This window comes from Gemmatimonadota bacterium, assembly GCA_040882465.1.
In the GTDB taxonomy this organism is placed as follows: Bacteria; Gemmatimonadota; Gemmatimonadetes; order Longimicrobiales; family Gaopeijiaceae; genus JBBEBG01.
Genome location: JBBEBG010000020.1, coordinates 98683 through 110086, shown reverse-complemented (window position 1 = coordinate 110086; position 11404 = coordinate 98683). Strand labels below are relative to the sequence as shown.

The window sequence follows — 11404 nt, the reverse complement described above, 5'->3', positions numbered from 1 at the left end:
GGGGGTGGGGTCATGCTCGTGAGAACCCTGGGGTCATCCTCGTGAGAAGTGACACGGAAGGCTCAATCGGAATCCGAATGAGGGGCGCCTCGGTGGGATCGCTCGTGAAGGCGCAGAGGGTGACCGAAGCTGTCGCGTCGAAGCTGTCGTCCTGGACGATGACCGCGGGACGAGGTTTGCCGGCGTAGTCGGTGCCGGCAGAGACGGTCCAGATTTCCCCGCGAGTCATGTATCATCCTCTGCGGAGACTGCGTCGATGAACGCCTGGTCCTCCTGCTCGAATCGACCCTGCGCCACCGAGGCGGATTGCCGGTGAGCTTCCACCCGAAACGTCGCCGATCGCACGTCGGGCACCCAGATCTGAATGGGCCGCAGCCCTTGTTGCCGCAACCTTTCACGATGCGCACGCACCTTCTCTCGCGTTGCCTTACGCTTCTCGGATCCAGACATCATGCGTGCTCCGGTTGGGTGGTTACATGTAACTTACTGCGAGCCGCAACGGGAGTCGAGGCCATCTAACAGGCGCATGAAGCTGGCGCGGGGAGGGATGTGGTTCAATTCTTCAGCAGATCGACGCGCAGCTTACGCGCCGGGACGTTAGCTCGTTTCTGGTCGTCCTCCGCGGGTCCTTGAGAGTCCTGATCCATCGGGTTATTGTCATACGTATAGATCATCGATGCCGGAGGTGACTTGTGACCGTTGTTACTGTATCGCCGAAGTACCAGGTCGTCATTCCCAAGGACGTGCGCGACAAGCTCAAGATCCGGCCAGGGCAGAAGGTCGAGGCGTTTGCCATTGGCTCGCGCATCGAACTTGTGCCGGTTGAACCGATCGAAAGGTTCCGCGGCCGTTACCCGAAGCTCCCACCCTTGGAGCGCGAGCCCGACCGTCTGTGAACGTCGTCGACTCCAGCGGGTGGATCGAATACCTGTCCGGGGGCAGCAACGCCGCCTTCTTCCGCAAGCCGATCGAGAGCACCGAACCACTTGTCGTGCCCTCGCTCAGCCTCTTCGAGGTCTACCGTCACATGCTACGGCATGTTGGCCAGGAAGAGGCTCTAAACGTGGTCGCGGCTTTGCGGAGTGGCACCGTCGTTGATCTCGACGACCGCCTTGCTCTCGAAGCCGCGGAACTCAGTGTCGAAACCAAGCTGGCGCTCGCGGACAGTATCATCCTTGCGACCGCGCGAGCGCACGATGCTGAGCTATGGACGCAGGACTCCGACTTCGAAGGCCTCGAAGGCGTCCGTTACCGGGCACGGAAGTGATTCGGGGGCGGAACGAGCTATTACCTCGGCCACTAAATAGGTGATAGTTTATCGGGGTTGTAGTATCTTGAAGCATGACCTTGATCGATGCCCGCACCCTGTCGCCTGATGCCCAGGCCGAGAAGCGTCGAACGGCGATTCGGTTGAGACAGGAGGGCCAGAGCTTCACGGAGATTGGCCGGCTGTTGGGTGTCCACTACATGACGGTCTCGAAGTGGTGCGCACGCTTCGAGGAAGGGGGGATCGAGGCGCTCGCCCCTCGCAAGCGAGGTCGCCGAACGGGGACGTAGCGAAGGCTGACGGCCGTACAGGAGCGGGCGATCCAGCGAGCGATCACGGACAAGACCCGGGACCAGCTCCGTCTGCCCTTCGCGCTTTGGACGCGAGCGGCGATTGGGGAGCTGATCCGGATGCGTTACGGCCTCACGGTGCCGGTGCGAACGCTGGGCCACTACCTGCACCGGTGGGGTTTCACGGCGCAGAAGCCGCTCAAGCGAGCCTATGAGCAGCGACCCGAAGAGATCGAGCGGTGGCTGAAGGACACCTATCCGAGGATCCGGGCCCAGGCCCGACGGGAAGGCGCGGAGATTCATTGGGGGGACGAAACCAGCTTGAGCACGAGCGACGCTCGAGGTCGAGGGTTCGCACCACGGGGCAAGGCGCCCGTTCTCCCGGTCCTGTCTCGACGCAACTCGGTGGCCTACCTGTCCACGGTCACGAATCAGGGGACGCTCCGATTCATGGTTCTGCAGAAGGAACTCGATGCACCAACCCTGATCCGATTCCTGCGTCGCTTGATCCGGGACGCCGATCGAAAGGTGTTTCTGATTCTCGACAATCTGAACATGCGCAAGGCGGCCAAAGTTCGAGACTGGGTGGGAAAGCATGCCGACGCTATCGCCCTGTTCTATCTGCCGCCCTATGCGCCGGAGTTGAATCCGGACGAGTACCTGAACGGAGACCTGAAGGCCCAGGTAGCCCGCCGTGTCCCCGCTCGCCAACGCGAAGAGCTCCAGCGCACGGCTACCGCCCATCTACGCAGCCTTCAGCGACGACCCGCTCAGGTGCGAAGGTTCTTCGAACATCCCGAGTGAGGTCGAGTAGCTCAGCCATTCGGCTTTCGCCCTCACAGATCCGTCGTGAAAGGCGTTCAGCGAGCGGAAGTTGCTTGGCAATCCATAGTACGTGTAGTGGCCTGTCAGCACTTGGCAGAGCCAGCGATGCTGTTCAGCGACCGGGGCGTGCATACGGCGCCTCGCCTCTTCTCTCAGCGACTTCAGCTTTCGCGTCAGTCGTTTACCCTGCGTCTTGCGTTTGACCACGAAACGCCCATCCCGCGACCACCCGCAGTAGTGGGTGAACCCGAGGCATGCAAACGTATCGGGTCGCCGGGCACCTCTTCGTTTCCGTTCGAGGGCCGGAAGTCGCCCAAACTCGATCATCCGAGTCTTCCCATCGTGAAGTTGGAGGCCGAAATGCGCCACCCGCCCCCGAATGTCTACCAACATCCGCCGTGCGTCCTATTCGTACTGGAAGCCCATCACGAAGTCGTCGGCGTACCGCACGATGACAACACTGCCTCGTGCGGTTCGCTCCCGTTTCCGTTGGACCCACAGGTCCACGACAAAGTGCAAAAAGACATTGGCCAGGAGCGGGCTGATGCCCGCCCCCTGGGGCGTCCCTTCTACCTTCTCATACCACCTTCCGCTCTCCAAGACACCGGCGAGCGGGCAAGGAGGTATCGCAGCCGGCGGAAGATCGTTTTCATCGGGGAACCTCGTCGTGAAGCGGGCTATGTCGTCCCCAAAACCAACTGAATCGCGCCGACCAAACGGTTGAACTCCGCACGTTCGGCGGCGAGTTTCCGGCGGCCGCGAGTGGTCAGCGTGTAGTAGCGCGCGCGACGATTGTTCTCCGACATGCCCCATTGAGCCTTGACCCAGTCATTGAGGAGCAGCCTCTGCAGGGCGGGATACAGCGCGCTCTCGCCGATGCGCAACACGTCGTCCGACGCCAGGCGCACGTGCTCGACGATGCCATAGCCATGCTTGGCTCCACTGACGAGCGCCTTCAGGATCAGGAGCTCGAGCGTGCCTGGAATAAGGTCGGAGGGTGAGTCGGTGAGTCCCATCAGCCAATGATGGGAATGCGGATACGGTCCTGTCAACTCCCCTCAGCGCCTGAGGGCACCTGCTCTACCAACCAACGGCGAGTCTACGCATCGCAGCAATCTGCGCCCGAACCATTCTCCGAGCTGTGAAGCAGTAGGGCTGTAGCTGGACGCATGAGATGGAAGAGGGTCCGTGAAGGAAATCTTGCGGCACTCGTATGGGAGGAGTGAAGGTTCCCACGCCACGAAGCCTTCGGAGAGGAAAGAGCGTCCATGCAGACCACGATCGTCCCTACCGTTCTTGCGTTTCTTCTCGCTGTGATCCCGGCACACACAGTCGTCGCACAGCAGCAGGCTCTCACTGAGGAGGCCGTCGTCGCTCTCACAGGCGAGTGGTCCGGAACGATCGTGGTTGGTCCGACCCTCAGTCAGGACGTCCGTTGGCGGTTCGAGCGCACCTCGTCCGGGGAATTCCTCGGATTCATGGGTCCGGTCGCAATGGGAGCGCCGACGATCCCGATGCAGAACATCACGTCCGAGGGAGTAACCCTCCGCTTCGCGGTGAATTCTCAGAACGCTGAGTTCGTGGGCAGCATCTCCGACGGGGCGGCGACCGGAACCTGGCGGCAGGGACAATGGGGATCGGCGATTCTCACCAGGCCGGATCCCGACACGGGACGGGACGCCCTCCCGAGTGGAGGGGCGTACTCGATGGTACTGGGCCAGTGGGCTGGACGGCCGGGCGAAAGTCCGGATGGTCCGCCCAACACATACTTCCGCTTCGAGTTGGGAGATGCGGGTGAGCTGATCGGCTTCGCAGGCGACACCCCCGGAACCATCACGACGCCGCTGGCGAACGTTGTACTGATGGGGTCGGAGTTGAGCTTTCAAGCCCCCGCGTAGGCACCTGCCGTGAGGCGATTCACCGGCGAACTCTCGGCGAATTTGGCGACGGGAGTGTGGTTCCAGGGGATCGAGGCTTCGGTCACCATGCGAAAAACGATATCTCGCGAGCGAGGATGCGATGATTCAGGCAAGCTGCTTGGGAACAAGCATCAGTGCCTGAATGGATCGGAAGGCCAAGAGGGATTGGAAATTCAATCCTCCTGCAGGCCACTCATCCGAAGGTGGGACGGGCATTCCAGAAGGTCCTGCTACACCTTCGAGCCGCCCTCCGCATCGTTGGCCCGCCAGAGCCCGCTCCGTCCCCCCGCCTTTTCCACGAGCCGGATCTCGCCGAGCGTCATCCCCCGGTCCACCGCTTTCCCCATGTCGTAGAGAGTGAGAAGGGCGACGGTGACCGCGGTCAGCGCCTCCATCTCCACGCCGGTGTTTCCCTGGACACGGGCCGTGGCGCGCGCCCGGACTCCCGGGAGGGCCGGGTCAGGAGTCATCTCGACCGAGGCCGAGACCCCGGCGAGGAGGTGGCAGAGAGGAATCAATTCCGCGGTGCGCTTCGCGGCCTGGATCCCCGCCAGCTCGGCCACGCGGAGAGGTTCGCCCTTCGGCCCGGCACGCACGAGCTTCTCCAGCGTCGCGGGGGACATTCGGATGGACCCCTCCGCGATCGCGGTGCGCGTCGTATGCGCCTTTTCCGACACGTCCACCATCCGGGGCCGTCCATCCGGCCCGAGGTGCGTCAGCTCATCCTCCGGGGTCGCGGAATCGGAGGGTGCGTGGTCTGGTGTCATCGGGCCTCCGCCGAAATGGCGCGGGAAAGGGATCTCGGAGCGGGGACGAGATCGTCGTGGAGCCCCCTGAGGAGCCGGCTCACTAGGAGCTGGGGATTCACATTTCCATCGGCCTCTCGCCGGGTGCGTTCGACCCGGGCGATCGAGCGGGCCGCACGCGCCGGGTGAATTCCGGTTTCCTGCACGGTCAGCTCGAGCCAGGCGCGGTTGTCCTCGTTCAGGAGAGTGACCTCGTGGAGGGCCGAGACGGCCGCCAGGTCGCGGATCCAACCCTCCAGAGCCGTGAGGAGGTCGCGAAGCCCCCGCGCCCCCCAGGGCGTCTCCGCCAACGCACGCGCGTACCGGTCGGCCGGGCTCGGGGCGACCGCGGTCCGGAGGAGGCGAAAGGCGTCCTTGCGGATCTTCTCGAGCGGGCCGTCCTCGCCTTCGTGAGGGAGGTACCCGAGCGCCTGGCCGATGGCGCCCCCGGAGAGCAAAGCCGCCTTTTCCACCTCGTCCTTCGAGGCTCCGCTCTCCCGCTCGAGGAACGTGCGGACCCGGTCGCGGGGGAGGGGAGGAAGGTGGATCGCGGTCGAGCGAGACCGTATCGTCGGAAGGAGGCGGCCCGGCTCGGACGAGGTGAGGACGATCCAGCTGTCCGGCGGGGGCTCTTCCAGTGTCTTGAGGAGGGAGTTGGCGGCTTCCTGCGCGGACTCCTGTGCGACGAGCTCCTCCGCGTCCCCGACGATGAAGAGGCGCCGCGACGCCAAGGCGGGACGCCGCGACGCTTCCCTGCGGAGGGCACGGATCGTCCCGAAGTAGATCCCGCGGAGCTCATTCGAGTAGGTGGGGTGAAGCGGCTCCTCGCGTCTCGCCTCCAGAATCTCGATCCGCGTCTCTTCGAGCGCCTCCTCGTCCCTCTCCTTCGATCCTTTCGACGCCGGCTTCTTGAAGGGGAAGTACCAGTGCAGGTCGGGGTGCTGGAGTCCCAGCGCCATCCGGCAGTCCTTGCAAGCCCCGCACGGGCCGTCGTCCGTCGGATTCGCACAGAGGATCAGCTGGCCGATCCAGAGAGCGAAGCGCTGCTTGCCGACTCCCGTGGGGCCGTGGAGAAGGAGCGCGGGCGGGAGCCGGCCCGAAAAAAAAGCCCGAGCGACGGCGTTCCGCTGATCCTCGTGCCCTTCCAGGGGATGTAGCGGCTTCATTCGCCGCCCGCGCGCGGGCGAAGCCAGGCGAGCGGGTCCATCGCCTCGGGCACTCCGCCCGCCGTGGGCGCGCGGATCTGGAACTCCAGCCGGGCGCCCTCGGGGGTGCTCTGGCCGCCCACCGTGCCGACGACCTGCCCCATCTCCACCGCGCGGCCCTCGACGACGCCGATCTCCTCCAGATAGAGGTACAGCGAATAATAACCACCGCCGTGACTCAGGATGACGGAGGGGCCGTACCCTTCGAAGGGGCCGGCCAGTGCGACGATGCCACCCCGCACCGCCCGCACCGGTGTGCCGACCGGGGCGCGGATTCCGATTCCGTTCCAGCGGAGCGAGGTGCCATTCGGGCGGCGCTCCACACCGAAGGGGTAGGCGACAGCTCCTTCCACGGGCCAGGGAAGCGTTCCGATGTCCGCCGTGGTGAGCGTCGCCACGGCGCCCGCCGGAAGCCCGGCCACGGCCCTTCGCCTCTCCTCCTCGAGACGCCGCCGCTCGAGCTCGGTGACGAGGCTCGACATGCGCACCTCGTCGGCCTCGAGCTGGTCCATCCGGCTCATGGCTTGCCGTTCTTCGGAGCGAAATTGTTGGAGCGTTTGCTGGTGCTCGTTCTCGATCTGACGAAGCTCGGCCACCTCGCCGAGCCTCGATTCCCGAAGTCGGCCCAGCTCCCGGAGATTCTCCTGGAGATCCAGGTTCTGCGCCGACAGCTCTTCCTCCAGCGCCTGCGTGGTCGAGACGAGGGTGCGGTCGTACGCCGCGATGACCTGGAGGTAGCGGTACCGGTTCAGGAGCTCCGAGAAGGAATCGGCACCGAGAAGGACGCGGGCGGTGTGGAGGGGACCTCGCTTGTAGATGTCACGAAGCCGCCGCTGGAGGATCGCCTCGCGCTCCCGGAGCTGCTCGCGCGTCAGCAAGAGATCGCCGGTGGTCCGATAGGTCTGAGCTGTCGCCGCTTCGGTCTGAAAGTCGATTTCCGCCAGGACCGAACGCGAGGCGCTGAGCTGGCGCTCGATGTTCTGGAGTGCGCCGGCGACGTTCTGGACGCGGGACCGGAGCGCGTCCATCTCCCTCTGGAGCTGAGCCCGCTCCTCGCGAATCTGCTCGAGGCGCCGCTGGCTCTCCTGGATCTCCCGGCGGAGCTCTTCCGGCTGCTGGCCGGCGAGGGGAAGGGCGACGACGATCCCGAAGAGGACCGCAAGCGATCGGGTTCTCCGAAGCGTCACCTCACACCTCCTGGAGGTATCGCCGGATCGCGAGCGCGCTCGCCGCGACTCCGAAAAATCCACCCGCGAGGACTCCGAGCGCGACCCACCGCGCCGGGATCCATTCCAACGGGAAGATCATGCGCGACCCGGCCATATAGGCTGAGTACGTCAGGAGAAGCGCGATGATCCCCCCCACGAGACCGGTGATGAAGCCTTCGAGGAGAAACGGGCGGCGGATGAATCCGTTCGTCGCTCCCACGAGTCGCATGATCTGGATTTCCTCGCGGCGCGCAAAGATCGCGATGCGCACGGCGGTGGCGATGATCAGCGCGGCGACGGCGCCGAAGGCGATTCCCAGGATCGTCGTCGTGACCGTCCCGACCCGGCGGAGGACGAAGAGCCGGTCCACCCAGTCCTGGCCGTAGACGACGTCTTCCACGAATGGATACAGCGAGGTGACTCCCGCGACCCGGGCGACGGACTCGGGATCCCGATTCCCGGGATGGAGCTCCACCTCGATCGAAGCCGGAAGCGGGTTTCCCTCGAGCCCCATGAAGATGTCCTGGAACTCGGGAAGCTGCTCCTCGGCCAGGCGGAGCGCCTCCTCTTTAGAGACAAAACGCACGGCGCGGACTTCCGCCATCCCGAGAATGGCCTCCTGCGCGGCGATCAGCTCCGCCTGCCGCGCGTCATCGCGCACGAAGGCGACGATCTCGACGCGCTCCTCCACGCGATTCAGCGCCTCGTGCAGGTTGAAGGAGACGATCGAGAAGAGCCCGGCGACCAGGAGAGCGAGCCCCACCATCGCCGCCGACAGGAAGGTGAGGAGGGGGGCCCGTCGAATCGCGGTGAAGGCCTCCCGAATCGAATACCTCATGCGGGTTCCGCCGGTGCCGCCGCGGAGTCGTAAACGAGGCGCCCCTCGTTCAGCTCCAGCGTGCGATAACTCGGGTAGTTGCGCACGATCTCCAGGTCATGGGTCGCCATGAGAACCGCCATCCCCTGCGCGTTCAGCTCGCGGAAAAGCTCGAGGATGCCGCGCGCGGAGCGTTCGTCCAGGTTGCCTGTGGGCTCGTCGGCCAGGAGGACGAGGGGTTCGCTGACGAGCGCCCGCGCGATCGCCACCCGCTGTTGTTCCCCCCCCGAGAGCTCGTTTACCACGGCCCCGGACTTCGCCGAGAGGCCTACCTTGGCGAGGAGCCGGTTGGCCCGCGGCACCAGCGCTTTCCGGGCGGTTCCCGTGACCTCGAGGGCGAAGGCGACGTTCTCGGCGGCGGTGCGGCCGGGGAGGAGCCGGAAATCCTGGAAGACGAATCCCACCTTCCGTCTCACCTTCCAGACATCCGAAGGGGGGGTCACCTCGGACGAATACCCGCAGACCCGCACTTCTCCCGAGGATGGACGCTCCGACATATGCACGAGCCGGAGCGTCGTGGACTTCCCCGATCCGGAGTGTCCGGTCACGAAGGCGAACTCGCCCTTGCGAATGTGGAAGGAAACGTCGTCGAGCGCGCGGCCCCGGGGGGGATACTCCTTCGTGACGTGGGAGAGGTTGATCACGTCCGGGGCGCGTGCCGGGGGAGTGGACCGAACGTACCGGAAGCCCGGTTCTTCAGAAGATATTTCTGGCGGTGGGGCGGTGTCAAAAGAGTGGCCCCTCCGCGTCCCCCGCGGAGGCCGGCGCCAATCGAGCCGCGAGGCGAAACGCTTCCAGTGCGGAAGAAGGATCGGCCCGGCCCGTTCCCACGAGGTCGAAGGCGGTCCCGTGGTCCGGCGAGGTGCGGACGAAGGGGAGGCCGAGGGTCACGTTCACCCCATGCCCGAAGGCGAGTGTCTTGAAGACCGCCATCCCCACGTCGTGATAAGGGACCACGACCCCGTCGGCGGTGCGGTCGAGGAGGGTGAGAAAAGCGGTGTCGGCGGGGAGGGGTCCGGTCACTTCCACACCCCGCGCGCGCGCCGCCTCCACGGCGGGGGTCAGGATTCGCGCCTCCTCGTCGCCGAAGAGGCCGCCGTCCGAGGCATGTGGATTGAGCGCGCAGAGGACGAGGCGGGGCGCGGGAATCCGCCATCGGTCCCGGAGGCTCTCGTGAAGGAGGAAGATCTGGTCTTCGAGGAGCGCGGGCGTGAGGCGCTCCGGAACGTCACGAAGGGGGAGGTGGGTCGTCGCCAGGAGGATGCGGAGGGGGGCGCCGGCACGCGAGGTGTCCGCGTGCATTAGCATCCCGGCGCGTCTTGCGCCCGCCAGCTCCTGGAGGAGTTCGGTTTGTCCGGGGAAGTGCGAGCCGGCCGCGCGGAGCGCCGGCTTGTGCACGGGACCGGTGACGAGGACCGTGCCCTGGCGACGCCGGATCCTTTCGACGCCCTCCCGGATCGCCTCGAGAGAGATGGTCCCCGCGGAGTCGAGGGATCCGTCGAAGTCCCCGACCGCCTGGGCGTCGAATTCGTCGCCGAGCGCGTCCAGGCTTCCGGCGTCACCCAGGAGGAAAATTTCCGCGTCGGGTCGTTCGCGGCGGAGCGTGCGCGCCGCCTTCACGATCACCTCGGGTCCGATTCCTCTCGGATCCCCAAGGGTCGCGACGACGCGAATCCCCGGCGCGCCGCCACTCACCAGCGGGTTTCTACGTGCGTCTCGGCCATGAGCCGCTCGACGAGCCGCTCCTGAAAGCGTTGTTGGGAGATGATGTCTCGCACCTGGCCCCGGAGCTCTTCGAAAGTGAAGGCACCGGCCTCGCGCACCGCGGTCACCTCCGCCACGACGACGACCGGTTGACCCTGCCAGGTGAATTCGAGCGGGCCGACCACGTCGCCGGCGCTGGAGCTGCGGAGTGGGAGGGCGTAGGGGGCGGGAAGGGTGGAAAGTTGATCGAGGGCCAACGCGATCTGGTTCGGAATCCCGACCTCGTCTCCCCGTCCCTCGAAGTCGAGGATCGAAGCGCCGGCGGCCACTGAATCTCGGATCTCACCGGCGCGCATCCGGGCCCGGGACAGGTCTTCTTCGGTGAGGTCCGCCGCCACGAGGATGTGGTAAACGAGGCGCTCCGGCCCCCGGACGCGTTCCACGCGAAGGAGGTGGGCGCCGAATATCGTCTCGACGACGTCGCTGACCCCTCCCCGCTGCATCCGGAACATCGCCTCTTCGAGCTCGGGGATTCGTTCCCCCTGGCGCACCCAGCCGATCTCACCGCCCCGCTGTGCGGTGCCGGCATCGTCCGAGAACCGCCGCGCGAGATCCGTGAACTCCTCGCCGCCGCGCACGAGCGCGAGAATCCGCTCCGCCTCTTCGCGGGCAGCGGCGCGCGCCGAGTCCGACGGTTCCGGCAGGAGGACGACCTGCCGAAGCTCGACCGTCGCGGGACGCGTCCCGATTCGGTCCGCCTCCTCTTCGATGTAGGCACGGATCTCCGCTTCTTCCACCGGGGGAACGCGAATCTCCTGACGGCGCAGCTGGACGTAGCGCTGCTGAAGGAGCCCTTCCTGGATCTCGCGTCGTCTCGCGTCGCGATGCTGCGCGACGGTTCGCCCCGTGGTGGCAAGCGCCGATTGCAGCTGAGCCTCTCCTCCGAAGCTCTGCACCTCCTGCTCCCAGGCGAGCTGGAATTCCGCCTCGATGCGGTCCTCCGACACGGTGGCGAGTGTGTCCTGCTGGGCGGCGCGCAGGATCAGGGTTCGAACGACGAGGGCGTCCAGGACTTCGCGTTCGAGTGCAAGCCGCTCGTCCGCGTCCTCGGGGAGGACGACGCCCTGGGCCTGCAGCGTGTACAGCTCCTCGAGGAGGTCGTAATAGAAGATGGCCGAGTCGCCCACCACGGCAACGACCCGGTCCACGAACAACTCGTCGGGACCCGGGGACACCCCTGTGGCCGGCTCCTGCGCCGACGCGACGGACACACCCACAAGGAGCGCTGTCAGAAACGAGAGTGCGAATCGCATGTTATGCCCTC

At 65.8% G+C, this 11404-nt stretch carries 13 protein-coding genes and 2 pseudogenes; 4 read left to right on the top strand and 11 right to left on the bottom strand.

Going from position 1 to position 11404, the window contains the following annotated elements; genetic code table 11:
* Positions 1 to 55: 55 nt before the first annotated feature.
* Both WEG36_06535 and WEG36_06530 read right to left on the bottom strand, forming a co-directional pair.
* Positions 56 to 229, bottom strand: a pseudogene (locus WEG36_06535) (type II toxin-antitoxin system PemK/MazF family toxin).
* A complete protein-coding gene (locus WEG36_06530) occupies positions 226 to 450 on the bottom strand; it encodes an antitoxin MazE family protein (protein MEX1257254.1) in 225 nt (74 codons plus the stop codon). The pseudogene WEG36_06535 and the gene WEG36_06530 overlap by 4 nt, the downstream one beginning before the upstream one ends.
* Positions 451 to 692: 242 nt before the next feature.
* On the opposite strand from WEG36_06530, the gene WEG36_06525 reads away from it, so the two are divergent.
* From WEG36_06525 to WEG36_06515, 3 genes and pseudogenes are all read left to right on the top strand, one after another.
* Positions 693 to 896: an AbrB/MazE/SpoVT family DNA-binding domain-containing protein gene (locus WEG36_06525; protein MEX1257253.1), complete on the top strand. Its 204-nt coding sequence runs from the start codon at positions 693 to 695 to the stop codon at positions 894 to 896.
* Complete coding sequence (locus WEG36_06520; protein ID MEX1257252.1) at positions 893 to 1267, top strand: type II toxin-antitoxin system VapC family toxin; 375 nt, start codon at positions 893 to 895, stop codon at positions 1265 to 1267. The genes WEG36_06525 and WEG36_06520 overlap by 4 nt, the downstream gene beginning before the upstream one ends.
* A 74-nt stretch (positions 1268 to 1341) precedes the next feature.
* Positions 1342 to 2361, top strand: a pseudogene (locus WEG36_06515) (IS630 family transposase).
* Between the two features lie 426 nt (positions 2362 to 2787).
* On the opposite strand, the gene WEG36_06510 reads toward WEG36_06515, so the two are convergent.
* On the bottom strand, positions 2788 to 2982 hold the full coding sequence (locus tag WEG36_06510) for a reverse transcriptase domain-containing protein (GenBank protein ID MEX1257251.1): 195 nt from the start codon (positions 2980 to 2982) through the stop codon (positions 2788 to 2790).
* Between the two features lie 77 nt (positions 2983 to 3059).
* Complete coding sequence (locus WEG36_06505; GenBank protein ID MEX1257250.1) at positions 3060 to 3434, bottom strand: PadR family transcriptional regulator; 375 nt, start codon at positions 3432 to 3434, stop codon at positions 3060 to 3062.
* A 216-nt stretch (positions 3435 to 3650) separates the two neighbouring features.
* Between WEG36_06505 and WEG36_06500 the strand changes: the two genes are divergently transcribed.
* Positions 3651 to 4280, top strand: a complete 630-nt coding sequence (locus tag WEG36_06500) for a hypothetical protein (GenBank protein MEX1257249.1) — start codon at positions 3651 to 3653, stop codon at positions 4278 to 4280.
* Between the two features lie 251 nt (positions 4281 to 4531).
* On the opposite strand, the gene moaC is transcribed toward WEG36_06500, so the two are convergent.
* The 7 genes from moaC to WEG36_06465 form a co-directional block, all read right to left on the bottom strand.
* Entirely contained in the window at positions 4532 to 5068 is a 537-nt protein-coding gene (gene moaC, locus WEG36_06495; protein MEX1257248.1) for a cyclic pyranopterin monophosphate synthase MoaC, read from the bottom strand.
* Positions 5065 to 6252, bottom strand: coding sequence for a hypothetical protein (locus WEG36_06490; protein ID MEX1257247.1), 1188 nt, complete (start codon positions 6250 to 6252; stop codon positions 5065 to 5067). The genes moaC and WEG36_06490 overlap by 4 nt, the downstream gene beginning before the upstream one ends.
* Positions 6249 to 7478: a peptidoglycan DD-metalloendopeptidase family protein gene (locus tag WEG36_06485; GenBank protein ID MEX1257246.1), complete on the bottom strand. Its 1230-nt coding sequence runs from the start codon at positions 7476 to 7478 to the stop codon at positions 6249 to 6251. The genes WEG36_06490 and WEG36_06485 overlap by 4 nt, the downstream gene beginning before the upstream one ends.
* A gap of 1 nt (position 7479) precedes the next feature.
* The gene (locus WEG36_06480) at positions 7480 to 8337 is read right to left on the bottom strand and encodes a permease-like cell division protein FtsX (protein ID MEX1257245.1); all 858 of its coding nucleotides are present in this window, start codon (positions 8335 to 8337) and stop codon (positions 7480 to 7482) included.
* Positions 8334 to 9020 (bottom strand): ATP-binding cassette domain-containing protein, encoded by a 687-nt coding sequence (locus tag WEG36_06475; protein MEX1257244.1) that lies wholly within the window; start codon positions 9018 to 9020, stop codon positions 8334 to 8336. The genes WEG36_06480 and WEG36_06475 overlap by 4 nt, the downstream gene beginning before the upstream one ends.
* Before the next feature lie 82 nt (positions 9021 to 9102).
* On the bottom strand, positions 9103 to 10071 hold the full coding sequence (pdxA, locus tag WEG36_06470; protein MEX1257243.1) for a 4-hydroxythreonine-4-phosphate dehydrogenase PdxA: 969 nt from the start codon (positions 10069 to 10071) through the stop codon (positions 9103 to 9105).
* Positions 10068 to 11393, bottom strand: coding sequence for a peptidylprolyl isomerase (locus WEG36_06465; GenBank protein ID MEX1257242.1), 1326 nt, complete (start codon positions 11391 to 11393; stop codon positions 10068 to 10070). Before WEG36_06465 ends, pdxA begins: the two co-directional genes overlap by 4 nt.
* Between the last annotated feature and the right edge of the window lie 11 nt (positions 11394 to 11404).

Bases quoted from the DNA above. Each gene is read 5' to 3' on its own strand.
- WEG36_06490 (MEX1257247.1), bottom strand. From the start codon at position 6,252: ATGAAGCCGCTACATCCCCTGGAAGGGCACGAGGATCAGCGGAACGCC.
- WEG36_06465 (MEX1257242.1), bottom strand. From the start codon at position 11,393: ATGCGATTCGCACTCTCGTTTCTGACAGCGCTCCTTGTGGGTGTGTCC.
- moaC (MEX1257248.1), bottom strand. From the start codon at position 5,068: ATGACACCAGACCACGCACCCTCCGATTCCGCGACCCCGGAGGATGAG.
- WEG36_06500 (MEX1257249.1), top strand. From the start codon at position 3,651: ATGCAGACCACGATCGTCCCTACCGTTCTTGCGTTTCTTCTCGCTGTG.
- WEG36_06480 (MEX1257245.1), bottom strand. From the start codon at position 8,337: ATGAGGTATTCGATTCGGGAGGCCTTCACCGCGATTCGACGGGCCCCC.
- WEG36_06530 (MEX1257254.1), bottom strand. From the start codon at position 450: ATGTCTGGATCCGAGAAGCGTAAGGCAACGCGAGAGAAGGTGCGTGCG.